Source organism: Photobacterium angustum (genome assembly GCF_002954615.1).
GTDB lineage: Bacteria > Pseudomonadota > Gammaproteobacteria > Enterobacterales > Vibrionaceae > Photobacterium > Photobacterium angustum_A.
In genome coordinates this window covers 240,907-265,658 of record NZ_MSCJ01000001.1, presented here as the reverse complement: position 1 = coordinate 265,658, position 24,752 = coordinate 240,907, and the positions used below count along the sequence as shown (strand labels likewise).

20 protein-coding genes are annotated in these 24,752 nt (G+C 41.4%); 6 read left to right on the top strand and 14 right to left on the bottom strand.

The annotated features are described in order from the left end of the window. Nucleotides 1-3: 3 nt before the first annotated feature. A complete protein-coding gene (locus BTO08_RS01100) occupies nucleotides 4-2,355 on the top strand; it encodes a PilZ domain-containing protein (RefSeq protein ID WP_105059556.1) in 2,352 nt (783 codons plus the stop codon). A gap of 90 nt (nucleotides 2,356-2,445) precedes the next feature. Here the strand turns inward: BTO08_RS01100 and serB are convergent, their stop codons facing one another. Further along, nucleotides 2,446-3,411: a phosphoserine phosphatase gene (serB, locus tag BTO08_RS01095; RefSeq protein WP_105059555.1), complete on the bottom strand. Its 966-nt coding sequence runs from the start codon at nucleotides 3,409-3,411 to the stop codon at nucleotides 2,446-2,448. Between the two features lie 333 nt (nucleotides 3,412-3,744). Here serB and BTO08_RS01090 point away from each other — a divergent pair, with 333 nt between their 5' ends. Beyond that, the gene (locus tag BTO08_RS01090) at nucleotides 3,745-4,359 is read left to right on the top strand and encodes a YtjB family periplasmic protein (protein ID WP_105059554.1); all 615 of its coding nucleotides are present in this window, start codon (nucleotides 3,745-3,747) and stop codon (nucleotides 4,357-4,359) included. A 90-nt stretch (nucleotides 4,360-4,449) separates the two neighbouring features. Here the strand turns inward: BTO08_RS01090 and deoD are convergent, their stop codons facing one another. The 6 genes from deoD to BTO08_RS01060 all read right to left on the bottom strand — a co-directional run bounded on the left by deoD (nucleotide 4,450) and on the right by BTO08_RS01060 (nucleotide 11,795). Further along, nucleotides 4,450-5,172, bottom strand: a complete 723-nt coding sequence (deoD, locus tag BTO08_RS01085; protein WP_105059553.1) for a purine-nucleoside phosphorylase — start codon at nucleotides 5,170-5,172, stop codon at nucleotides 4,450-4,452. Between the two features lie 181 nt (nucleotides 5,173-5,353). Then, a complete protein-coding gene (locus BTO08_RS01080) occupies nucleotides 5,354-6,574 on the bottom strand; it encodes a phosphopentomutase (RefSeq protein WP_105059552.1) in 1,221 nt (406 codons plus the stop codon). Between the two features lie 10 nt (nucleotides 6,575-6,584). Then, nucleotides 6,585-7,916, bottom strand: coding sequence for a thymidine phosphorylase (gene deoA, locus BTO08_RS01075; protein ID WP_105059551.1), 1,332 nt, complete (start codon nucleotides 7,914-7,916; stop codon nucleotides 6,585-6,587). Nucleotides 7,917-8,127: 211 nt separating this feature from the next. Further along, complete coding sequence (deoC, locus tag BTO08_RS01070) at nucleotides 8,128-8,904, bottom strand: deoxyribose-phosphate aldolase (RefSeq protein WP_105059550.1); 777 nt, start codon at nucleotides 8,902-8,904, stop codon at nucleotides 8,128-8,130. Nucleotides 8,905-9,501: 597 nt separating this feature from the next. Then, nucleotides 9,502-10,791 carry a NupC/NupG family nucleoside CNT transporter gene (locus tag BTO08_RS01065; RefSeq protein WP_105059549.1) on the bottom strand — a complete coding sequence of 430 codons (1,290 nt, stop codon included), beginning with the start codon at nucleotides 10,789-10,791 and terminating at the stop codon, nucleotides 9,502-9,504. Between the two features lie 227 nt (nucleotides 10,792-11,018). After that, nucleotides 11,019-11,795 (bottom strand): TatD family hydrolase, encoded by a 777-nt coding sequence (locus BTO08_RS01060; protein WP_105059548.1) that lies wholly within the window; start codon nucleotides 11,793-11,795, stop codon nucleotides 11,019-11,021. Between the two features lie 217 nt (nucleotides 11,796-12,012). On the opposite strand from BTO08_RS01060, the gene prfC reads away from it, so the two are divergent. Further along, a complete protein-coding gene (prfC, locus tag BTO08_RS01055) occupies nucleotides 12,013-13,602 on the top strand; it encodes a peptide chain release factor 3 (RefSeq protein WP_105059547.1) in 1,590 nt (529 codons plus the stop codon). 74 nt (nucleotides 13,603-13,676) lie between these two features. On the opposite strand, the gene rimI is transcribed toward prfC, so the two are convergent. From rimI to ubiT, 5 genes are all read right to left on the bottom strand, one after another. Next, nucleotides 13,677-14,132: a ribosomal protein S18-alanine N-acetyltransferase gene (rimI, locus tag BTO08_RS01050; protein WP_005369527.1), complete on the bottom strand. Its 456-nt coding sequence runs from the start codon at nucleotides 14,130-14,132 to the stop codon at nucleotides 13,677-13,679. Beyond that, nucleotides 14,122-14,523, bottom strand: a complete 402-nt coding sequence (locus BTO08_RS01045; RefSeq protein WP_105059546.1) for a DNA polymerase III subunit psi — start codon at nucleotides 14,521-14,523, stop codon at nucleotides 14,122-14,124. Before BTO08_RS01045 ends, rimI begins: the two co-directional genes overlap by 11 nt. Before the next feature lie 171 nt (nucleotides 14,524-14,694). Continuing rightward, entirely contained in the window at nucleotides 14,695-15,792 is a 1,098-nt protein-coding gene (locus tag BTO08_RS01040; protein ID WP_105059545.1) for a glycerol dehydrogenase, read from the bottom strand. A 188-nt stretch (nucleotides 15,793-15,980) separates the two neighbouring features. After that, the gene (locus BTO08_RS01035) at nucleotides 15,981-16,484 is read right to left on the bottom strand and encodes a GNAT family N-acetyltransferase (protein ID WP_105059544.1); all 504 of its coding nucleotides are present in this window, start codon (nucleotides 16,482-16,484) and stop codon (nucleotides 15,981-15,983) included. After that, entirely contained in the window at nucleotides 16,474-16,995 is a 522-nt protein-coding gene (gene ubiT / locus BTO08_RS01030; RefSeq protein ID WP_045132398.1) for a ubiquinone anaerobic biosynthesis accessory factor UbiT, read from the bottom strand. Before ubiT ends, BTO08_RS01035 begins: the two co-directional genes overlap by 11 nt. A 227-nt stretch (nucleotides 16,996-17,222) precedes the next feature. Here ubiT and BTO08_RS01025 point away from each other — a divergent pair, with 227 nt between their 5' ends. The 3 genes from BTO08_RS01025 to BTO08_RS01015 all read left to right on the top strand — a co-directional run bounded on the left by BTO08_RS01025 (nucleotide 17,223) and on the right by BTO08_RS01015 (nucleotide 21,299). Further along, nucleotides 17,223-19,256, top strand: coding sequence for a sensor domain-containing protein (locus BTO08_RS01025; protein ID WP_198038395.1), 2,034 nt, complete (start codon nucleotides 17,223-17,225; stop codon nucleotides 19,254-19,256). 146 nt (nucleotides 19,257-19,402) lie between these two features. Beyond that, nucleotides 19,403-20,410, top strand: coding sequence for a ubiquinone anaerobic biosynthesis protein UbiU (ubiU, locus tag BTO08_RS01020; RefSeq protein ID WP_045130299.1), 1,008 nt, complete (start codon nucleotides 19,403-19,405; stop codon nucleotides 20,408-20,410). 10 nt (nucleotides 20,411-20,420) lie between these two features. Then, nucleotides 20,421-21,299, top strand: coding sequence for a U32 family peptidase (locus tag BTO08_RS01015; protein WP_105059542.1), 879 nt, complete (start codon nucleotides 20,421-20,423; stop codon nucleotides 21,297-21,299). A gap of 39 nt (nucleotides 21,300-21,338) precedes the next feature. On the opposite strand, the gene nlpI is transcribed toward BTO08_RS01015, so the two are convergent. After that, nucleotides 21,339-22,259 carry a lipoprotein NlpI gene (gene nlpI / locus BTO08_RS01010; RefSeq protein WP_105059541.1) on the bottom strand — a complete coding sequence of 307 codons (921 nt, stop codon included), beginning with the start codon at nucleotides 22,257-22,259 and terminating at the stop codon, nucleotides 21,339-21,341. A gap of 131 nt (nucleotides 22,260-22,390) precedes the next feature. Next, nucleotides 22,391-24,517, bottom strand: coding sequence for a polyribonucleotide nucleotidyltransferase (pnp, locus tag BTO08_RS01005; protein ID WP_369917577.1), 2,127 nt, complete (start codon nucleotides 24,515-24,517; stop codon nucleotides 22,391-22,393). Nucleotides 24,518-24,752 lie beyond the last annotated feature (235 nt).

Here is a 24,752-nt window from a genome sequence, read left to right as displayed (position 1 = left end):
AAAATGCAGTTGGACGATTACAAAGCACTCATAGAGCAACTACTACCTGCTTATGGAAGTGAAGATTTCCACCAAGTTTTTGATAGTTTAACCAGTAATGAATCAGGGCCGATCAAACTCCGTATCAAAATGGAAATTAATCGGTTAATGACCCCGTGCAAAAAAATCATTGATTTACGTGGCCGCGTAAAAGGTCAGTGCCGCTCTTATACTTTTAATGGTCAAACCCATTGGCTTGATGATGTTGCTATTAATATTCTTCACCGCCGTAGTAAGGTCTTTAATAATCAATATTGCGTTGGTCTCTATGAGGCCTTGGTGAATACGCAGAATAATTTTAGAGAATTACATCAACAAGGTGAGCGTGCAACATCGACGGAGAAAAAAGCAACCACCGAGTTATTTACTGCTAATTTGATCCGTTTTGGTCATTATCTCCATCGAGAAGAAAACCGATTACAAATTAGCACCCCCGTGACTATCAGCATTCCTTTTAATCAACAGATCTGGGGAATGACGACGGATCTTTCGTCATCTGGAGCGAAGTTTAAAGTCCCCTCAGCCTTTAGCTATCGACTAGGGCAAACTATTGATGCTTACTTCCCACAATTGGCAGAAATACACAATGAGCCTCTTTTAGAGCAACCTCATCGCTACCGTGTATTAGGTATTGATGATAACCCTGAAGACGCTAGCTTTAAATGGCTTCGTCTCATTGCGCTAAGTGAAAATGAAGCGTTAAAAAAACTGATCGTCACGAGTCAAAATAAAGGCATACTCCGCCATCGAAATAATCATGAAGATAAAATTATTCAGGCGCGTACCCAAGGTTATGAACATTGCTTTCTTAAACATACCGTCGGGCTACCTCTCTTTTTCTCTGATACTGAGCTTAAATACGCTTTACTGACCGATCACAACCGTTATTTATGGCAATACTGGCATGATGAACGTAATCAGCCCGTGATCAATCAATTATTATCAGAACAGCGCATTGCTTCACTAGGACATAAAGGACTAAAGCAATCTAGCACCTTAATTTATTGCTTCCATCACGATCATCAAGGCCAACGCTATTTTTATTCTGCCGCCTTACCTGAAATGGACCAAGAGCAGCGCCGTATTTTTTGGCAATTAGGTTCGCACCGCGATAGCTGGCGAGTGATGCGGTTGACGGTTTACCCTTTACGTCAACAAGAGCTTGAAAAGCTCAATGATGTTGCTCCCGAAATGATTGAGAAATTTCAAAATCTCACCCATGTAGGGGTTCTGCAAGATATCACCCATAAAAATACCCAATCAGATTATCGTTTAACGCAGAAATCAACATTATCGAGCCAAGCGATCAGTCCTTTTAGGCATCCGAAAAATCCGGTTTGTTTAGCTGAAGCGATCCATTTTGATCCAAAACCTCAACGCAGTGAATCACGTTTTAGCTATAAAACAACGATCTCGTTATATCAACAAGGGCAATTAATTAGCCATGGTCATTCGATCGACTTTTCGAGCCGTGGACTCAATATTAATCTTGATACGCCATTTCGCTGTAAAAAAGATGATCCCGTTACGATTAAATTTGAGCAACTACAGCGCTTAGCTAAGCTCGATATCTTAGGCCGAATGCCCTATCAAGTGATTCGTACGAGCCCTGACGGAAAAAATATCCAACTTACGATACGAGATAATCAAGAATCACGCGTAGGTGAAAAGTTTTTACGTAAACTAATTAAAAACAATGAAGAAAGGTTTGCCCTTTGTGAGGAACAACTTCCCTCTCCTGCTATGTTACTTGCTATGCACCAAATGCTATTAACGCGTTTAAATAGCATTCCTTATTTTGCCGAAAAGATAGATCACAAAATAAAAGTCAAAGCTGTTGGATCAAACTTTCCATTGTCGCCACTCGCTGATATTTTTTATCAACTGGGTGAGCAAAAACATTTTGAACTTGGCTTACTGTTTAAGCGTCGAGTAAAAGAAATGTTAGCGTATCCAATGCGTCCTATCGAGAATATACGTGAGCCTTATGTTCATGAACTCTACATCGCTTTTGAGCAAATTGATGGCAAGATAAAACAGATAGCAGTCAAAGCCAGCTATGAGTTTGAGAGCATCGAAGAGCGTATTCGCTTTATCTCATTTGCACGTAAAAGCGGTAGCTTTATCGCTATTCGTGTCACAGCTTTACCTGTTTTTAATCCTTTGACGGCGTTAATTGGTGAAAAGCTCAGTGAATTAGCCCGTTTAACTCTCCATCGAGCACGAGCGTTAGAAGCAGAATTTATTTCTTTGATCGGTTGTGGCGAAATATTTGATATAACAGATGAAGTGTTAGTTCGATTAGAGATCAGCTAATAACGCGACTCTTTATCCATTAAAAAAGCCGTTGATGGTTTCTATCATAAATAGAGACAATCAACGGCTTGTTATCTATATATAAATGACTTACCAGCTTAGTCGTTGTGGTACGAGCGATGCTGATAAGATACATAAAATACCACCAAGATCAGCATGGCGGATCACTGCTGGTGCTTGTTGTTCAACTTTCGGTTTCGCATGATAAGCAATCCCTAAACCTGCCGCTTTCATCATCACCAGATCATTTGCTCCATCACCCACTGCGACCGTATTGTGTGGTTCGATATCATATCGCTCAGCAAGACCTTGCAGGATATTCGCTTTTGCTTGCGCATCCACCACATCACCAAGAACATTCCCAGTTAATTTGCCATCAATGATTTCTAATTGATTCGAGAACGCCCCTACTAAATCTAACTCTTGCTGTAAATAATCAGAGAAATAAGTAAAGCCGCCAGATGCAATTGCGACTTTCCAGCCGTAGGCATGCAATGTTGCCACCACTTCACGCATCTCAGGCATAAAAGGTAAATTTTCTTTTACTTGAGCCAAGATCGCTTCATCGGCACCTGCGAGTGTACCTACACGTTGGCGTAAGCTCTGTTCAAAATCGAGTTCACCTTGCATCGCGCGCTCTGTTACTTCAGCGACTTGCTCTCCGACGCCGGCTAACTTAGCGATTTCATCAATACATTCAATTTGAATCGCGGTAGAGTCCATATCGAAAACAACTAAGCCAGGCTCCGCTAACTCAGGAAGATCGGAAAGTTGGAAGTAATCTAATTGTAATTCAGCCAGTGTTTGCTCTGCTTGCTCAGTAAGATCATTCGCGATCGTGAAAACATCATAAGATCCCACTTTCCAGCCAGCCAGCAATTGAAGCTCACCGTGTACCGCACTATTTAATAATTCAACATCATAATGGCTAATATTTTTCCCATAAAATAACCATTGTGCTTGGCGTTTATCACCATTGGTTACTGTTAATAATTGTGGGAAACGTTTATACAGCGTGGGGTGTTTTTTTATTTTCAGCACGTACTCAATATCCATATTATTTATCCTAAAAGTAACTTATTGCTATATTACGATGATTTAAATGGCAATATCATAATAATGGTGCAACTTGTCGCTACTTCTTTACAAACTACCGATACTGATAGTGAAGAGCAACCCAAAAATGTTACTAAACTGTAATAAAACATAGTTAATTTTCACTTACTTATCTTAAATAAATACAATAAAAAGAGTAATTATTTATGACCAAAAATCAGTAAATATATTTAATTTATTGTTTTTATTAGAAATAAATCAAATAAAAGGGGATATTCTTAACCACTCCATTATCGTGTAAAATACCACCAGAACACAGCAAAGGTTAACTCGATGATAAAGTGGAAAAAGAAACGCTGGCAACATCTAGGACGGCTTTCTGTTCTCCTATTATGTAGTTTGGCATTAATTGGAATGCTGGAATACGGCGCGCTCTTAACCCAGCGTAATTACCAAATGCTAAGTGAGCAAACTCAAACATTATCACGCATGTTAGTACGACAAGCGGCAGAAAATGCAGCCAGTGATATTACGGATAATAACCAAGATAAACTGCAAAAATTGGTGAATAACTTATCCAATGAGCCTTTAATTTTAGACGCTACTATCTACAATATTGAAGGTGTGACCTTGGCGAAAACCGATAACTCAATGCCATTGACACAACTAACGGGGCTATCAACACCGCTTGCGATGGCCAGCATTGGTCGCCAGCAAATTGTTGAGCCTATTTTTGCTAATAAGCATGTGATTGGTTTTGTTCGTATTACGCTTGAGCACAATAAGTTGTTAGCTCATGCCAAAGACCAAATTCATTATATGACCCGTATTATTCGAGGCTTAACATTGGCTTCATTAATGATTGGATTGTTGCTTGCTTTTACCTTCGGTCGCAGAAAAGACATCTGGCACTTTCCGTTTTTTCTTACCGCAAACGCGAAAGATTAAATACGGTTGTTAATCGCAGACAAATTAACAAGATAAAAAAAACGGAAACAGCCGAGCTGTTTCCGTTTTTTTGTGCGTAATCAGTAAAGATTATGCTTCTGCATCACCTAGGATCACAGAATCTAACGCAATTTCGATCATCTCATTGAATGTCAATTGACGCTCTTCAGATGTTGTTGCTTCGCCACGTAGGATGTGATCAGAAACAGTACAGATAGTTAGTGCTTTAGCACCAAACTCAGCTGCAACACCATAGATACCAGCCGCTTCCATTTCAACACCAACGATGCCGTACTTATCCATTGTTTTGAAGAATTCAAAATCAGGATTGTAGAATAGATCAGCAGAGAAGATATTACCCACTTTAACAGGAATACCTTTTGCTTTTGCTGCATCTACCGCATTTTGTACCATGCCGAAATCAGCAATCGCTGCAAAGTCATGACCACCAAAACGAATGCGGTTTACTTTTGAATCTGTTGATGCGCCCATACCGATAACAACATCACGTAGCTTAACGTCATCACGTACAGCACCACAACTACCCACACGAATGATCTTCTTCACACCAAAATCTTTAATTAATTCTGTTGCGTAGATAGAACATGACGGAATACCCATACCGTGACCCATAACAGAGATCTTACGACCTTTGTATGTGCCCGTGAAGCCTAACATACTACGTACATTACATACTTCTGTTGCATCATCTAGGAAAGTTTCAGCGATGTATTTAGCACGAAGCGGATCGCCCGGCATTAAAACTACATCTGCAAAGTCACCCATTTCAGCATTAATATGTGGAGTAGCCATAGTTGTATCCTTTTCCTAATTTTAGTTAGCTGTCAGTGTAGATAATAATCAACATCATGTGCTGACTGATAGCTAATCGCTATTTACTAACACGTATTATAAAGTGTAAGACACTAAATAATCATGATTTTTGTCGTTAATAAGGGTAAATAAACCAATTTACCCTTATTTAATATTTGTATTATAGAAACGACTTACCGTATTCCATATCCGTTGTGCCGAAGTACTCTGCTAGGCTCTGACCAATATCAGCAAAACTTTCACGTAAACCTAGTGAGCCCGGCTTAATCTTTGGTCCTGAAACAAGTACAGGAATATGCTCACGTGTATGATCAGTACCTGGCCATGTTGGATCACAACCGTGATCGGCGGTGATGATCAGTACATCGTCATCTTGAAGTAACGCTAAAATTTCAGGAAGACGACGATCGAAGTACTCAAGCGCTGCTGCATAACCCGCAACATTACGGCGGTGCCCGTAAGCTGAATCAAAATCAACAAAGTTGGTAAATACAATAGTGTTGTCACCCGCTTGTTTTATTTGTTCTAGTGTCGCATCAAATAAAGCAGGAATACCTGTCGCTTTTACTTTGCTTGAAATACCACAGCCAGCATAGATATCGGAAATTTTACCAATCGATACTACTTCGCCTTGTTTTTCATCAACAAGCTTTTGCAAAATGGTTGCTGCTGGCGGCTCAAGCGACAAGTCACGGCGGTTACCCGTTCGCTCAAATTGACCTTTACCCGCACCGATGAATGGACGCGCAATAACACGGCCAATGTTGTAGTCTTCCAGCTCTTCACGCGCAATTTGGCAAAGCTCTAATAAACGCTCTAAACCGAATGTTTCTTCATGGCAAGCAATCTGAAATACTGAGTCGGCAGACGTATAGAAGATAGGCATGCCCGTCTTCATGTGCTCTTCACCTAAATCATCAAGCACTTGTGTACCTGATGCATGACAGTTACCTAAGAAATCTTCTAAGCCCGCACGAGCAAGAATGCGATCGGTCAGTTCTTTAGGAAAACTGTTTGCTTTATCGCTAAAGTAGCCCCATTCAAACAATACAGGTACACCCGCAATTTCCCAGTGACCAGACGGCGTGTCCTTACCTGAAGAAAGCTCTTGCGCATGACCATAAGCACCAGTGATCTCTGAGTTTGGATCCATGCCTTCAGGGAAGTTACCGCATGATTCTTCACACGCTTTCGCTAGCCCGAGTTTGGTTAAATTAGGTAAGTGTAATGGGCCGTTGCGATCGCCGTTATTAGCTTCGCCACGCGCACACGCTTGTGCTATATGACCTAAGGTATTTGCACCTACATCACCAAATTTATCAGCGTCTGCAGAGGCACCAATACCAAAAGAATCTAGCACTAAAATAATTGAACGTTTCATTGTTACTCCATTACACATCTTGTTTGCTGATACGACGGTAAACTTCAGGGGTCGCTTCAGGTTTATTCTCATTCACCGTAATATTACTGCGAATCGCTTTCGCAGCTTCTTCCCATTGCGCTTCAGTACGAGCATGTACCATTGCAAGAGGGGTATCAGCGTAAACTTCATCACCTAAACGGATCATGTCACTAAAACCAACCGCATAGTCAATATTATCGCTAGCAACACGACGACCACCGCCCATACCAACAACCGCCATACCTAAGCCACGCGTATCCATAGCATGAGCAAAACCCGTTGTTTCCGCAAATACTGGTTTTACAATCTCAGCTTTCTCTAAGTAGTTGTCATAGTTTTCAATAAAATCAGTAGGGCCACCTAAGCCTGCTACCATTTTACCAAATCGCTCAGCAGCTTGACCGTTATCTAATACAGCCTGTAGTTTTGCACGCGCTTGTTGGGTATCAGTTGCTAATTTACTGATCACTAACATTTCAGCACACAGCGCCATAGTTACTTCAAAAAGACGAGGGTTACGGTACTCACCGGTTAGAAACTGAACCGCTTCACGCACTTCAACTGCGTTACCCGCACTTGATGCTAATACTTGGTTCATGTCCGTTAGCAATGCAGAAGTACAAGTGCCAGCACCATTTGCAACAGCAACAATTGATTTCGCAAGGTCTTCAGAGGCTTGGTACGTTGGCATGAAAGCGCCAGAGCCAACTTTTACATCCATTACAAGGTAATCTAAGCCAGCCGCCAATTTCTTCGACAAAATAGAGGCGGTAATAAGCGAGATATTATCAACCGTCGCAGTTACATCACGAGTTGCGTACACACGTTTATCCGCTGGTGCTAAATCACCAGTCTGACCAATAATCGCCACACCCGCTTCTTTCGTTACTTTACCGAATACTTCATTGGTTGGTGTGATGTTATAACCAGGGATAGCTTCTAATTTATCTAATGTGCCCCCCGTATGACCTAAGCCACGACCTGAGATCATTGGCACGTAACCACCACATGCTGCAACCATTGCACCTAGCATCAGTGAAGTGACATCACCTACACCGCCTGTTGAGTGCTTATCAACAATAGGACCATCAAAGTGCATGTATCCCCAATCAATCACCATGCCTGAATCACGCATCGCACAAGTTAAGGCAACGCGCTCATCCATCGTCATATCATTGAAATAAATCGCCATTGCAAATGCGGCAATTTGTCCTTCAGAAACAGTATTTTTTGCAACACCTTGGATGAAAAAGTTAATTTCATCGGCGCTTAATTCAATATTGTCACGTTTTTTACGAATGATTTCTTGAGGTAAGTACATGCTGTTCCTCTTATTTTTAATTCAGCGAAGTAGGGTCACCAATGCTTAAATTGTGTTTTATTTTGCTTTATTTCTAAATTTTAGGTGCAAAAAAGGCAACAACCGCGAAAATGCAGTGCTGGAAAAAGCCAATTCAAGAATTAGTACGGCATTAATCATGCCGACAAAGAGTTAAAACAAGGTGGTACATCACCACCTTGTTTACAAAGGATTAGTAGCCGCCTTGCGCCGCTTCTTCACCTTCACCTAGTGTGTGTAACAAATTAGCAAGTAAGCTCGATGCACCAAAACGGTAGTGACGGCTATCAGCCCACTTAGCACCAAGAATATCATCAGCCATTGCTAGGTATTGCTGTGCATCTTCAGCTGTGCGAACACCACCTGCTGGCTTGAAACCAACAGTTTTAGCAACGCCCATATCTTTGATCACGTTAAGCATGATTTGTGCATATTCAGGTGTTGCATTAACAGGCACTTTACCGGTCGATGTTTTAATAAAATCAGCACCAGCTTTAATTGAAATTTCAGATGCTTGCTTAATTAGCGCTTCAGTTTTTAGCTCACCCGTTTCGATAATAACTTTAAGCAGTACGTTATCGCCACATGCTGCTTTACATTGCTTCACTAATTCAAAGCCAACATCAGCATTACCAGCCATAAGTGCGCGGTATGGGAATACTACGTCAACTTCGTCAGCACCGTAAGCCACTGCCGCTTTGGTTTCAGCAACAGCAATCTCGATATCATCATTACCGTGTGGGAAGTTAGTTACCGTTGCAATACGTACATCTGGCGTACCTTGCTCACGTAGTTGCTTTTTCGCTACTGGGATAAAGCGAGGGTAAATACACACTGCTGCTGTATTACCAACCACTGTTTTTGCATTCTTACAAAGCTCGATCACTTTTGCATCAGTGTCGTCATCGTTCAGTGTTGTTAAATCCATTAATTTAAGTGCACGTAGTGCAGCAGTTTTTAAATCGCTCATGACTATCTCCAGTCGTAATATTACATTTAGAGCACTTAGCTATAAGGCTCTAAATATCAGTATAAACGAAGGTAAAACGCTAATGATTATTCATTAGGCTACCGAATGCAGTAAGAACTACTGCAACAAATGAGCGGACTTGATTCCTTGAAGTTTTAGTAAGTGAATACTTACCAAATGACTTATCCTTATTCCCGCGCAAGAGCCGATCAACTCGCCCGCTCTTACAAATCGCTGTATTTGTTAGGCTCAATAATAGCAAGACCACTGTCTTTAGCCTATCAAACTTATGTTTCCACCAGTGGATAATGTGTTTACTAAAATAGAGAATCAGAAACAGTTAATGACACTTTCCTACGTCATTATATGACTTCTGATCTTGATACTACTGTATCCACACACTCATAATCTGTGGCATAAGAATAGCAGAGTGGAATATAAGAAAAGGGAACGCAATCGATTTTATGAAGTTAATTTAGAACAATAGCCATAATGTTTACTTTTACTGTTGATTACCTTTTATCAACACAAATATCAGGCATAAAAAAACGCCCCAATTTTCATTGAGGCGTTCTTCTTTATTCGGTTATCTCTACATTACATTGCTAAAGAGATAAACAGACCAGCAATCGTTGCAGACATTAGGTTAGATAATGTACCTGCTGCTACTGCCTTCATACCAAAGCGAGCAATCTCTGCACGGCGACTTGGAGCAAGGCCACCTAGACCACCAAGTAGGATTGCAACCGATGAAAGGTTTGCGAAACCACATAGTGCGAATGAGATGATAGCTTTAGTCTTCTCAGTCATTGCAACACCTGTTTGTGCTACAACCATACCGCCATCAGCCACGTCTTTTAAGTACGGTGCAAAGTTTAGGTAAGCCACGAATTCGTTAACAACAATCTTCTGACCGATGAATGAACCCGCCACTTGTGCTTCACCCCATGGCACACCAATTAGGTACGCAAGTGGTGCGAAGATGTAACCTAGGATAAGTTCAAGAGTCAGTTCAGGCATACCGAACCAACCGCCGATACCACCAAGCATACCGTTGATTAGAGCAATCAAACCGATGAACGCTAGAAGCATTGCACCTACGTTTAGCGCAAGTTGCATACCAGATGATGCACCTGCTGCTGCTGCGTCAATAACGTTAGCTGGTTTTTCAACGCCTTCTTCGTCATCACCAGCAAGCTGCTCTACAGGCTGCTCTGTTTCTGGCTTAATGATTTTAGCAAACAATAAACCACCAGGGGCTGCCATGAATGATGCTGCAATTAGGTACTCAAGAGGAACACCCATTGATGCGTAACCTGCAAGTACACCACCAGCAACTGACGCCAAGCCACCACACATTACCGCAAATAGCTCAGACTGAGTCATTTTAGGTATGAATGGACGAACAACTAGTGGTGCTTCTGTTTGACCAACGAAAATGTTTGCTGTCGCTGACATAGATTCAGCGTGAGAAGTACCCAATACTTTACGTAGACCACCACCAAGGATGTTGATAACAACTTGCATTACACCTAGGTAGTAAAGAACACTGATCAACGCGGAGAAGAAGACAATAACAGGAAGAACGCGTAGTGCGAATACGAAGCCGCCGCCACCGAACACTTCAAACATTTTGTCCGATGTTAGACCGCCAAATAGGAAATTGATGCCGTCATTACCATAAGCAATAACATTAGCAACTGCCTGAGACATGCCATATAGCACATCACGACCAACTGGTACATAAAGAACGAATGCACCTAATAAAAATTGGATAGCGAACGCGCCTCCAACAGTACGTAGATTAATTGCTTTACGGTTGTCTGATAGTAGTACCGCGATAAGTAGCAGTACAACCATCCCAACCAGGCTCATAAACATGCTCATGGTTTATGTCTATCCTATTAAGTTAAGTTTGGCGTCTCGACAATTCGGCTCTATTAAGAGTCGTGCGCATTATACCCATCGATGTACAGACAAAGTAATGCTAACTTCACAATTTTGATGCCACATCCATGAAAGAGTTAATCGATACGTGAACACCATCACAAAAAGCTCCCCCATGAAACGCAAACGTTTTACGCAATCGTTTACCTTTTGTACCAACGTCACGGTTATAATTTATATAGTTCAAGTGCAGTTAAGGTTGTAACATGGGTGACTTGTTCTATATTTATCCCTTTTAGCAGTGCAACAGACTCCGCTATATAGGTTAAACGCTCTGGTCTATTGGGCTGACCTTGGAAACCACACACGGGCATATCTGGCGCATCGGTTTCTAACACAATCTCAGAGAGTGGTAATTTCGCGATAGTCTCTCGCGTTTTTTTCGCTCTCTCGTAGGTAATTGTACCGCCAACACCAATTTTTAAGCCTAGATCTATTAATTGAACCGCTTGTTGATAACTGCCACTAAACCCATGATAGACCCCACCTTGAGATGGCGAATCTGCTTTTATGGCTCGCACTAACTCAGGAAAAGCTTTGCGGCAATGCAAAATAATCGGCAAACGATAGGTATTCGCTAACTGCAATTGTGTTTGTAACCATGTTCGTTGTAACTCTCTATCAACGGTTTCAATGGCAAAATCTAATCCGCACTCCCCCACAGCAATACATTTTGAATGCGGTTGTTGAACAGCCTCTTTCAGCTCAAAATTTAAACGCTGACAAACATCACTCGTATGCTCTGCACTAAAGAAAGGATGAATACCTAAACCGTAATAAAGTGTAGGATAGCTCTCACATAACTGCTGTACTTTAGCCCAATTCGATTGCCCTACTGTTGGGATCACTATCTGTTTCACCCCTCCCTCTTGTGCCAACATCAATGCTCGCTTTGGATCATCATTAAAGGGGGGAAAATCAAAATGGCAGTGGGTATCTATCATAAATATTCCTGTAGTAACTAATACGCAGATAGTGATTATTCAATATAAGCTTAATGATTATTTCTACCTACTCTTAATGATTCTTATACAGCTAGATTGAGTCTCGCGCTAAAATCAGCGACAATAAGCAGTAACTCACTCCATTCATTCTGTTCTGTTGCTTTGCTTGATGTAATACGGCAGCAACGGAGTACTTTTATTAAAAAAGAACACGCTAATGTCGCAAACTCAGTTTCAGGGCGAAGTATCAAAACGTCGTACTTTCGCTATCATCTCTCACCCCGATGCGGGTAAGACCACCATTACTGAAAAAGTACTGTTATTCGGAAACGCTATCCAAAAAGCCGGTACAGTAAAAGGCCGTGGTTCAAACCAACACGCCAAGTCAGACTGGATGGAGATGGAAAAAGAACGTGGTATCTCGGTAACTACATCTGTAATGCAGTTCCCATATAACGAGTGCCTAGTAAACCTTCTTGATACTCCAGGACACGAAGATTTCTCTGAAGATACTTACCGTACTCTAACCGCTGTTGACTCATGTTTAATGGTTATCGATGCAGCAAAAGGTGTCGAGGATCGTACTCGTAAGTTAATGGAAGTTACGCGTCTACGTGATACACCGATTGTTACTTTCATGAACAAATTGGACCGTGATATTCGTGATCCAATGGAGCTTCTTGATGAAGTAGAAAATGAATTAGGTATGGCTTGTGCCCCTATTTCATGGCCTATCGGTTGTGGTAAAGAATTCAAAGGTGTTTACCATATCCACCGTGATGAAACGATCTTGTACAGCACAGGTCAAGGCCACACAATTCAAGAGCAACGCATCATTAAAGGGTTAGAAAACCCAGAGCTTGATGAAGCTGTTGGTACAGAGCTTGCGGAACAACTTCGTGAAGAGCTTGAGCTTGTAATGGGCGCATCAAATGAATTTGATGAAGAGCTATTTTTAGCCGGTGAACTAACACCGGTATTTTTCGGTACAGCACTGGGTAACTTTGGTGTTGATCATATGCTTGATGGCTTAACAGCATGGGCACCTGCACCACTTTCTCGCCAAGCTAATGAGCGTGAAGTTGAAGCAACGGAAGATAAATTTTCTGGCTTCGTATTTAAGATCCAAGCAAACATGGATCCTAAACACCGTGACCGTATTGCCTTTATGCGTATTGTATCGGGTACTTACACCCAAGGTATGAAGATGAACCATGTTCGTACTGGCAAAAATGTAAGTATCTCTGATGCGGTAACGTTTATGGCAGGTGATCGTTCTCGCGCAGAAACGGCTTATGCTGGTGATATTATCGGTCTACATAACCACGGTACGATTCAAATTGGTGATACCTTCACTCAAGGTGAAAACCTGAAGTTCGCTGGTATCCCTAACTTCGCACCAGAATTGTTCCGTCGTATTCGCCTGAAAGATCCACTAAAGCAAAAGCAGCTATTAAAAGGTCTGGTACAGCTTTCAGAAGAAGGCGCAGTACAGGTATTCCGCCCACTGCAAAACAACGATTTGATCGTTGGTGCGGTTGGTGTACTTCAGTTTGATGTGGTTGTTGCCCGTCTTAAAGCTGAATATAACGTTGAAGCGATCTATGAAGGCGTTAACGTCGCAACTGCACGTTGGGTTGAGTGTAATGACGTGAAAAAACTCGAAGAGTTTAAGCGTAAGAACCAATCTAACCTTGCACTAGATGGTGGCGATAACCTCTCTTATATTGCCCCAACTATGGTTAACTTAAACCTTGCAAAAGAGCGTTTCCCTGAAGTTGATTTCCGTGCAACTCGTGAGCACTAATCACCTCAGCTAGCTAGAAAAAAGCCGAGCATCACGCTCGGCTTTTTTATATCACTTGATCACTGATTATAGGCCTAGCCAAAAGGCATAAACATATATGCCATGATCAAGGCATCTTCACGACCATTTTCCGTTGGGTAGTAATCAACACGACGATTGGTTTCATTAAAGCCTGTTGCTTCATAAAGTTTATACGCACCAGTATTGCTCTCACGGACTTCTAGCCAAATCTCTTCCGCTTGCTTGGCTTCTAACGCATCAATAAAACCATTGAGTAACACTTTGCCATATCCCTTTCGTTGATGAGCAGGATCAATCGCGATATTTAACAGTGTTCCTTCACCCGCCACTAATTGACCAAAGCAGTAACCCACTACCTGATCATCAACGACTAACACATAATTTGCTGCAATACGATTTGGCTCTTTACGGATCATCGACTCAGCCCATGGAAAAGCATGAGCCGCTTGTTCAATACGCCAAACATCATCAACATGCTGGGTGTCTAGTGGAATAATTTTATACGTCATAACTACAGATCTGTTGCCATAATGCTTTCTTCGATGAAGGATCATTATGCATTAAGTGTAAAGATACGGAATTTAATACCTGACAGCCCGTCGGGTGAGCCCCTTGGCAACCAGCAAACCAACACCATGTTAAGTGATGCTCACCGACTTGCTCAACGGCTTCAAGCGGTAAACATAATGCTTGTTCTGGCGTTAGTTTCATACTGCTCAGGATCCGTCCGAAAAGCCAAGCGTCATGCTCATTAAGCTCATCATTGGTTATCAATAGTAACTTGCAATGTTCAGGTAAATCGATGACTGGGATCTCTTGATTGGGAAATATTTCAGGCTTTCTAACCTGCCAATAAGTGAGCCCCATTTCTTGTAGAACCTGAATATCACGTTGTTTCATTCCACACCTGCTATCTTTTCTATCAATCACAGCATGTCTTGAGCACGCTATGAGGATCAATGAGCGCAGATCCTACCAAATTACGTATCGGTTGTACTCATAAAGTCTTACTCAAAGCAGAGATAAAAAAATACCGACTCAAGGCCGGTATTTCTCTCACATAAAATCAACTTAATCGTGATAACGCTGTGCTAATTCATTGGCCGCAATTACCGCTTGGTATACTTGCTCTGCACTCACAGCAACAGGCATATTACTCATTGAGTTACTTGGAGAACATGCAATATCAACAATCTGACGCCAATCATCTTCAACCCATTCATCAATACCAAAATCAGCCAATGTAAGTGGTAACCCTGCCATTTTGATCACGTAAATAACATTCTCTATTTCTTCAATATCGGCTTTCTCTAGTACCAATTGTACTAATAAGCCAAATGCTACTTTTTCACCATGTTGAATATGTTTAAATTTCTCAAGTGACGACATGCCATTACAAATCGCATGTGCACACGCAATACCGCCAGATTCTGCCGCCACACCACTTAAATACACAATGGCTTCTACCATCTCTTCTAATGCTGGTGTGACTTCCTGACGACGTAAGGCTTCCATTGCCATTTCAACGTTATCTACAATCAGCTCATAACACATAAGAGCCATACCAAGTCCGGTACGTGACACACGTTTTTGTACCAGATTGAGTCCTGCAGCATAACAACAAGCACGCGTTTCAAAAAAGGTCGCTAGTGCATCACCAATACCCGCGGCAAAATATTTTTCCGGTGCTTGAGCAATAATACGAGTATCTGCTAATACCACATCAGGGTTTTGCGGTAATAACAAGTAACGATCAAATTCACCGCTCTCTTTATAAATAACAGACACGGCGGTACAAGGAGCATCACTTGAGGCTATTGTAGGGAAGATCACCACAGATGCATTGCCATAATGCGCAACGGCTTTCGCCACATCCATGGTTTTACCGCCACCAATACCAACAACAACATTTGCATTTTGTGTTGTTACTATCTTACGTAAACGTTCAATTTCGTTATCAGTACATTCATACTGAAATTTCTCGCAACATGCCTTGATCCCCGCAAGTTCTAAACAAGGCACCGCTTCTTGTTGAACGCGTTCTAAAATGAAATCATCACAAATCAATAAGGCATTATTGCCAAAGTCTTTTATAAAAACATCAAGTTGAGAAAGTAAATCTTGACCAATAATGAATTTTTTTGGCGATGTGATGCTGCGAGGGATCATCGGTGACAGTCCTAATTATATTTATATGAGTAACAAATTATCACGATGTAGTAATTAGCTATATGTAGAAATTAGATATCTTACTTCTCAATACTAATGATTTTAAACATAAAAAGCACAGCGTGATATGACTGTGCTTTCATTGTCAGACGTTAAAACATTAATCAATAAATACGTAATATTTGTATTTATAGTGAGTTAAATTCGTTACAGTATTCAACCTTACCTTGATATTGTGCGACTGATTCAGGAAGAACTTCATAAACCATAAACGTATTTTCTGTATCAGGCAAAGTAGCGGTTAGTTGATGAAATACGGCTTTTGTAAAGCCCGCTTTTTCATAATATTCAGGATTCCCCACCGCCACTATAACGGGGTAGTCAAAATCAGCGAGTACACTTTTTGCTTCTTCAAGCAACGTCAAACCAATTCCCTGATTTTGGTAATCATCACGAACCGCTAAAGGCGCAAGGCCTTGCCAATTGGTGTCAACACCATCAACCGTTACAGGGCTAAAAAAAGCATAACCCACCACTTCACCTTCATCATTACACGCCACCAGCGATAAGGTTCGATTTCCATTTTCGCGTAATGCCATAACAAGTTTAGCTTCAGCATCAGTGGGAAATACGGCTTTTAATAGCGTATCAATAGTTAAGATATCAGCGGGAGCTTCGGATCTAATGAGCATTTAAGGCCTCTTGGGCAGCACTGCGATCATGCATACCTTGATGAATGAAATCGGCAGATTGCTGCAAAATAAATTTCACAGGAGCAGGTAAAGAATCAAGATCGATACTATCCATCAAGTTTTTAACTTCTAGTCCTAGCTCAGTATCCCCTTCAATTCGAAGACGACGTTGGAAGAACAGTGTATCAGGATCTTCCTTACGTGCAGCAATAAGTACTAAATCATTACACTCACCACTGAAACTCACATCTTCTTGTTCACAAGATTCTGCTACAACTAACTTTTCATCTTCGTAACTTATAAACCACTGTAAGCCTAAATCCCGCACTTCCACTTTAAGCCAACGATCTTCTAAAAACTCAAAATCACCATCCTCTAGTGCCTCTTTGAAAACCATAGCTAAGCCATCCAACATCACTTTTTTCTGAAGTGAAAAGGGTGTCAGTTTGGCAGGTACACGTAGCAATGAAGGACCGTGTTGAACTAGTTGTTTTCGAAGTTGAGCAATCACTATGATTTATTCCTGTTTAAAATCGCACTTAGTCTTCGATTGTATGGCAAGATCGCTATTTCGTTTTATGCCTTGAGTCAAAAAAAATGCTTCTGTTTCAGCAAAGTTGATAATAATTTTCGCTATGTTGGGCATATTCGAGTTAGAGTACAGAAATAAGTAAAAATACGATTGCCTACTATTCAGCAATGCACATATCTGCACAAATTATGGAGAATGGTGACGACATGCCAACAGAGCAACTAGATTATTGGTTTCCTTTGCTGACGGATAATAGCCCCTTCTTTTTTGCCATCCTTGATCGCCAACATAACTATCACGCGGTGAATAATCGCTTTAGTGAAATCAGTGGCCTTGAGCGAGAAGAATTACTCGGCAATAACGACACCAATGTCTTAGGTCAACATTATTATCACTCCCTTAAACCTTACTATGAACGTGCATTTAATGGCGAGAGTATTGAGGCTGAAGTCGTGCTTAACGATAGCCGATATGAATCAAGTCTACATTTTAGTCTTGCTCCATTATTAGATAGCAACGGCGCAGTCCAACATATTATTCTACATTCAATTGATACTTCTGAACGTCAAATCCTGATCCATTCATTAGAAGAGACAGAACATCAGTTAACACAATTGAATAACTTGATCACTGAAGGCATTTGTTTAGTTGAAAATAACATTATTATTAATGCTAATGATCAAGCAGCGATACAACTTGGTTTACATTCAAAAAAGGAACTGCTGGGTCGTCCACTGGATCAGCTACTGCACGATAATCAGAAACAGCCTTGCACCAGTCACCGCTTAAAAAATAATGATAATAAAGAGACAATAAATTACTTTCCGATTATTCATAACGAACAGACTAAACCTTTAAAGCTGACCATCTCTCCTGTTAAACAAATGGGTACTGAAGCCTTACTGGTGAAACTCGAAACCATCCAAGAAAAAGACAATAAGCGCCAACAAGGGCAAATTGAACAGCTAGTACAAATGGACCCATTAACAGGCTTACTCAATCGTCACGGTTTTACTCGTCAATTAGACCAACTGATGAAAGCAGAAACGCCTGTTGTGATGCTCTATATTGATATTGATAACTTTAAAAATATCAATGATTCACTCGGTCACCATATTGGCGATAAAGTGCTACAAGAAATTGCACAACGCTTACGTCGATTACTGCCTGAAACGGCCATTTTGGGCTATTTAAGCGGTGATGAGTTTGCGATCCTATTACCAAACCCTGAGCATGAACGCACTGGCGAGATTATTTCAGAGCAAATCATAGCGCTGGTTAATCAACCGTTTGAGCTACGTCATTTTAGAAAGCACTTAGCCTGCTCAATTGGAATGGTCACCTCTCCAGGACACGGTAATGATGCGCGCATGATGCTACAAAATGCCGATACCGCCATGTATGAAGCGAAACATCGAGGTCGAAACCGCTTAGTTGAATTTAATGATGCCATGAGCAAAGAAGCGAGAATGCGTTTATGGCTGGAAATAGAGTTACAAAAAGCGCTGCAAAATAATGGTCTTGAAGTCTGGTATCAACCAAAAGTTAATGCCCGTGACTTTGCGATTGACGGCGCAGAAGCGTTAGTACGTTGGAAGCACCCTGTAGAAGGCTATATTAGCCCTGCTCAATTTATTCCTGTCGCAGAAAGCTCTGGCTTAATTGAACAATTAGGCTGCGCGGTCATGCGTGAAGTCTTCACCACCGTCAGTCAGTGGAAAAAACGTAAACTGCTAACAGGACGAGTCGCAATTAACTTATCGCCGCAACAGTTTGGTAATTCAGGCTTAATTAACTTTGTTGATAAATTACGTTTATCAACAGATATCAACCCAGCAGACATTACCTTTGAACTGACAGAAAGTGCGGTAATGAGTGATGGTGAACACACCATCCAAATGCTCAATGCCATTAAGCAACTTGGCTTTGCACTGTCGATTGATGACTTTGGCACTGGATATTCATCGCTCTCTTATCTTGCACGTTTTCCCTTAGATGAACTTAAAGTGGATCGCGCGTTTATTCAAGATATCGACACTATTCCCAAACAGGTAACCTTGATTGAAAACATCATCAACTTAGGTAAATCACTAAAAATGAGTGTTGTCGCCGAAGGGATTGAAACCCGTCAACAAGCCACACTGCTATCTAATTTAAATTGTGATTATATCCAAGGTTTCCACTTCTATCGCCCCATGCCAAAGCATGAATTAGAAGCCATTTTATTGCAAAACAAATGAGTCAAAAACACCACAAAAAAGGAGCGATAAGGCTCCTTTTTATTAATAAAAACAACGAAAACCTGCCTAAAATCAAAGCACCATAAGATAAAGAATTTTAGTATCAAAGGTCATAATTTTATTCAAAGACTGGATGATAAAAAATAATGGAGCTTCTCTGCCCCGCTGGTAACCTTCCAGCCTTAAAAACCGCAATTGATAATGGTGCAGATGCCGTTTATATCGGTTTCAAGGATGATACTAACGCCCGCCATTTTGCCGGTTTAAACTTTACAGGCCGTAAACTCGAAAAAGCCGTACAGTACGTAAAAGATCACGACCGTAAATTACATGTTGCACTCAACACCTTTGCCCATCCCGATGGTTTCAACCGCTGGACAAAAGCGGTAGATAATGCAGCTGCTATGGGGGTTGATGCGCTGATTGTCGCTGATATTGCAGTGCTTGAATATGCCGCTACGACGTATCCAGATTTAGAACTTCACCTATCAGTACAAGCTTCAGCAACTAACACTGCAGCCATTGATTTTTATAAACAAAATTTCAATATAAAACGCGTCGTATTACCACGCGTTTTATCTATTCACCAAGTAAAACAGCTGGCACGTAATACGGATATGGAGCTTGAAGTCTTTGCTTTTGGTAGCCTATGTATTATGTCAGAAGGACGTTGCTACTTATCGTCTTACATGACCGGTGAATCCCCTAATACTGTAGGCGCTTGTTCACCAGCCAAATTTGTCCGTTGGCAAGAAACGCCACAAGGCTTGGAGTCTCGCTTAAACGAAGTACTTATTGACCGCTATGGCCATGGTGAAAACGCTGGCTACCCTACACTTTGTAAAGGTCGCTTTGATATCAACATCGATGGTGAGAACAAACGCTATCATGCCCTTGAAGAGCCAACGAGCCTAAATACCCTTGAGATTCTTCCTGAGCTATTTAAAGCTAATATTGCATCAGTAAAAATTGAAGGTCGTCAGCGTAGTCCTGCTTATGTTGAACAGGTCACCCGTACATGGCGTGCAGCGATTGATCACTATTTAGCTAACCCAGAAGGCTACCAAGTAAATCCAGCTTGGAATGCATGTCTTGGTAATGTATCAGAAGGTAAACAAACCACACTCGGTGCTTATCACCGTAAATGGCAATAGGAGCCAAACCATGAAATATTCTCTTGGCCCATTACTTTACTTCTGGCCTAAAAATGATGTTGAAGCGTTTTACCAACAAGCAAAAAGCAGCAATGTTGATATCATTTATTTAGGCGAAAGTGTGTGTTCAAAACGTCGTGAGCTAAAGCCTGCACAATGGTTAGATATCGCGAAAGATATTGCCGATAGTGGAAAACAAGTCGTGCTATCGACAATGGCGCTACTCGAAGCGCCAAGCGAAGTGAACATCATGAAAAAGTACATCGATAATGGTGATTTTATCATTGAAGCTAACGACGTCTCTGCGATTCAATTAGCCTCTGAAGCAAAAATTCCTTTTGTCGTTGGTCCTGCGGTTAACTGTTATAACGCCCAAACATTAAACCTGTTTTTAAAACAAGGTATGACCCGCTGGTGTATGCCAGTTGAGTTATCACGTGAATGGTTAAATAACACCTTAATTGAATGTGAAAAACTTGGCATTCGCAATAAATTTGAAACGGAAGTGTTTAGCTATGGCTATCTACCGTTAGCGTATTCTGCCCGTTGCTTTACCGCTCGCGCAGAAAATCGCGCCAAAGATGACTGTGAAACCTGCTGTATCAAGTATCCACAAGGGATAACGGTCAATAGCCAAGAAAACCAAAAAGTCTTTACCCTAAATGGTATTCAGACTCAATCAGGCTTCTGCTATAACCTAATAAACGATCTTAAGGGTATGGCTGATATCGTTGATGTCGTGCGTTTAAGTCCACTGGGTCTTGATACATTATCTTTAGTGGATGATTTCCGTGCTAATGAACAAAGTGCAACTCGTCATCAACTAGAGGATAGCCATCAATGTAATGGTTATTGGCATAGCTTAGCTGGATTGAACATCAGCGAGTAATTATTTAAATAAGAAAAGCCGCTAATGCGGCTTTTCTTTTTATCCCCCAGGGACTACTGGGACGGTTTCTTCATTTTGTGTATCAGGGGATTGATCTTGATACGCAGAGTATAATCGACTGAGCTCAAGGAGCGACAATCGGTGTTCGATAAACTCATACACATTCCCCGCTAACGCCAATTTATAGAGCATTACCGCAGTAGAATAATCCTGATTGTTCTGATGTAGCTTACCGAGATAAAAATACGCTTCTGTTAAATGTTCAGCAAGTTGATCGTTATTTTCGCTCTGCTGTGCAATATCACTGAGTAATTCTCGCTCTGTAATTTGCCCTAAAAACAGACGTACCAATTGCCATCCCCACGCTTTTTTATCACTGGCATCATAGCGCTGTTTTAATTGAGCTTGAGCTTTCTCTGGGCTTAATTCAACATCATTAAGGTATAGCCAGATCACGCGATACGGATCATTATGATCCTGTTCGTAATGAGGCAAAAGATCTTGATTCGCTAATTCATAGCGCTCACCGTAGTACAGGGCAATACCGCGATTACGTTGAGCATAAAGATGGTTAGGTGCTAACTCTAAGGTAGAATCAAACGCTTCATAAGCTGCATCAAAATGTGCCATTTGGGTAAAATAGACCCCTAACACATTATATAAATCGGGTTGGTTCGGCTCTAAAGTGAGAGATTTATTAAAATCTAATCGCGCTAAATCACGTAACCCTAAGCTGTCATTAACTAGCCCACGCTCGTAATATATTTTCGCTAATGTTGCCTGTGGAATATCGTCTCGCTGCAAAATTTGATCAATGCGAGCTAATTGAATTTGCTGCTGTAAAGTTGGCTGGAATGGAATAGCCATCGGTGGATGAGTCCACTTTGTTGGCATAGCCGAACAGCCTGTTAGCATCATAGCTACAGTCATAACGGCAAATTTAAAGCGAGTTGCTATCAAAGCACTTCTCCCTAAGGCTTAATAATCACAGTCCTATTGTATTACTCTACACCATAGAACACTGCATGATGTTTTTTAGATAACAAAAAGGGGCTAGATAGCCCCTTTATATCATGCTTTTAGCAAAAAACTTAGCCTTGAGGCTGTTCGTTTTGAGCTGGCGCTTCAGCAGCTGGTGTTTCAACTGCTTCTTTCATGCTTAGACGGATACGGCCTTGACGGTCGATTTCTAGCACTTTAACTTGAACTTCTTGACCCATTTGTAGGTAGTCAGACACTTTCTCTACACGATCTTGTGAGATTTGAGAAATGTGTACTAGACCTTCTTTAGTACCAATCACAGATACAAACGCACCGAAATCAACGATACGCATTACTTTACCTGTGTAGATACGACCTACTTCAACGTCAGCTGTGATTTCTTCGATACGACGGATTGCTTCTTTCGCAGCAGTACCTTCAGTCGCAGCGATCTTCACTGTGCCATCATCTTCGATCTCGATTGTAGTACCAGTTTCTTCAGTAAGTGCACGAATAACAGCACCACCTTTACCGATAACATCTTTGATCTTCTCAGGGTTGATCTTCATCGTATGGATACGAGGAGCGAACTGAGAGATATCTTCACGTGGAGTATTGATTGCGTTATCCATTACGCTAAGGATGTGCTTACGCGCGCCTTTAGCTTGGTTAAGAGCAATCTGCATGATCTCTTTAGTGATACCTTCGATCTTGATATCCATTTGAAGTGCAGTAATACCGTCATCAGTACCTGCTACTTTAAAGTCCATATCACCTAGGTGGTCTTCGTCACCAAGGATGTCAGAAAGAACAACGAAATCGTCGCCTTCTTTAACAAGACCCATTGCGATACCTGCAACAGACGCTTTAATTGGCACACCAGCGTCCATAAGAGCAAGAGACGTACCACATACAGAAGCCATTGAAGATGAACCGTTAGATTCAGTGATTTCTGATACTACACGTACTGTGTATGGGAATTCGTCTACAGATGGCATTACAGCAGCAATACCACGCTTAGCCAGTTTACCGTGACCAATTTCACGACGCTTAGGCGAACCTACAAAACCAGTCTCACCTACACAGTATGGAGGGAAGTTGTAGTGTAGTAGGAAGTGATCTTTCGTCTCACCAGTTAGACCATCGATGATCTGTGCGTCACGTTGTGTACCCAATGTTGCAGTAACAAGTGCCTGAGTTTCACCACGAGTAAATAGTGAAGAACCGTGAGTACGTGGAAGTACACCAGTACGTACATCTAACGCACGAACCATGTCTTTTTCACGACCATCAATACGTGGATTACCCGCAATAATGCGACCACGTACAACTGTCTTCTCTAGATCGTGGAAGATAGTGTGGATTTCTTTTGTATTTGCTTCTGCATCTTCAGCAAGAATTGCATCGTTAACTTCACCAGCAATCTCATGAATGCGGTCGTAACGAGCCATTTTCTCAGTGATTTGGTAAGCATCAACAAGCTTAGCTTCAGCAAGCTCTGCGATCTTATTTTTAAGTGCTGTGTTCTCTTGAGGAGCAACCCAATCCCAAGCTGGCGTTGCCACTTCAGCAGCAAACTCGTTGATTGCATTGATAGCAACTTGTTGTTGGTCATGACCAAATACAACAGCTTGTAGCATTTGCTCTTCAGATAGACGGTCAGCTTCTGACTCAACCATTAGTACAGCATCTTTCGTACCAGCAACAACAAGATCTAGACGGCTTTCTTCTAGCTCAACATTACTTGGGTTAAGTACGAATTGATCGTTGATGTAACCAACACGTGCCGCACCGATAGGACCATTAAATGGAATACCAGAAATAGCAAGTGCTGCAGATGTACCGATCATAGTTACGATGTCAGGGCTTACTGCAGGGTTAACAGAAACCACAGTAGCGATAACTTGAACTTCGTTTTTGAAATCGTCAGGGAATAGTGGGCGGATTGGACGGTCAATTAGACGTGCAGTTAGAGTTTCGCCTTCAGAAGGGCGACCTTCGCGCTTGAAGAAACCACCAGGGATTTTACCAGCAGCGTAAGTACGCTCTTGGTAGTTCACTGTTAGTGGGAAGAAGTCTTGACCTTCTACTGCTGTTTTCTTACCAACAACAGAAACGAACACAGAAGTGTCGTCCATGCTAACCATTACTGCAGCAGTCGCTTGACGTGCCATAACACCAGTTTCTAGAGTAACCGTGTGGTTACCGTACTGGAAAGTCTTTACGATAGGATTCACGTGAATTTCCTTAAATATATTCCGCTTTCTATTTGCCTGCTAATTATAACTAAGACAAACAACAGCGTCATGTGATGATATTCACTTTCATGTAATTTCACGTATCGCGACTAAGGAAATATCTCATCATGATGAGGTATTTTATTAGCCGCGACCTAAAGGTCGACGAAAACGACTCGTGATACATAAAAATGGGATTAACTACAGCATCTCTTTTTATCCATCATATTCCTGC

Bases quoted from the DNA above. Each gene is read 5' to 3' on its own strand.
- BTO08_RS01100 (WP_105059556.1), top strand. From the start codon at position 4: ATGCAGTTGGACGATTACAAAGCACTCATAGAGCAACTACTACCTGCT.
- serB (WP_105059555.1), bottom strand. From the start codon at position 3,411: ATGGATATTGAGTACGTGCTGAAAATAAAAAAACACCCCACGCTGTAT.
- BTO08_RS01090 (WP_105059554.1), top strand. From the start codon at position 3,745: ATGATAAAGTGGAAAAAGAAACGCTGGCAACATCTAGGACGGCTTTCT.
- deoD (WP_105059553.1), bottom strand. From the start codon at position 5,172: ATGGCTACTCCACATATTAATGCTGAAATGGGTGACTTTGCAGATGTA.
- BTO08_RS01080 (WP_105059552.1), bottom strand. From the start codon at position 6,574: ATGAAACGTTCAATTATTTTAGTGCTAGATTCTTTTGGTATTGGTGCC.
- deoA (WP_105059551.1), bottom strand. From the start codon at position 7,916: ATGTACTTACCTCAAGAAATCATTCGTAAAAAACGTGACAATATTGAA.
- deoC (WP_105059550.1), bottom strand. From the start codon at position 8,904: ATGAGCGATTTAAAAACTGCTGCACTACGTGCACTTAAATTAATGGAT.
- BTO08_RS01065 (WP_105059549.1), bottom strand. From the start codon at position 10,791: ATGAGCATGTTTATGAGCCTGGTTGGGATGGTTGTACTGCTACTTATC.
- BTO08_RS01060 (WP_105059548.1), bottom strand. From the start codon at position 11,795: ATGATAGATACCCACTGCCATTTTGATTTTCCCCCCTTTAATGATGAT.
- prfC (WP_105059547.1), top strand. From the start codon at position 12,013: ATGTCGCAAACTCAGTTTCAGGGCGAAGTATCAAAACGTCGTACTTTC.
- rimI (WP_005369527.1), bottom strand. From the start codon at position 14,132: ATGACGTATAAAATTATTCCACTAGACACCCAGCATGTTGATGATGTT.
- BTO08_RS01045 (WP_105059546.1), bottom strand. From the start codon at position 14,523: ATGAAACAACGTGATATTCAGGTTCTACAAGAAATGGGGCTCACTTAT.
- BTO08_RS01040 (WP_105059545.1), bottom strand. From the start codon at position 15,792: ATGATCCCTCGCAGCATCACATCGCCAAAAAAATTCATTATTGGTCAA.
- BTO08_RS01035 (WP_105059544.1), bottom strand. From the start codon at position 16,484: ATGCTCATTAGATCCGAAGCTCCCGCTGATATCTTAACTATTGATACG.
- BTO08_RS01025 (WP_198038395.1), top strand. From the start codon at position 17,223: ATGCCAACAGAGCAACTAGATTATTGGTTTCCTTTGCTGACGGATAAT.
- ubiU (WP_045130299.1), top strand. From the start codon at position 19,403: ATGGAGCTTCTCTGCCCCGCTGGTAACCTTCCAGCCTTAAAAACCGCA.
- BTO08_RS01015 (WP_105059542.1), top strand. From the start codon at position 20,421: ATGAAATATTCTCTTGGCCCATTACTTTACTTCTGGCCTAAAAATGAT.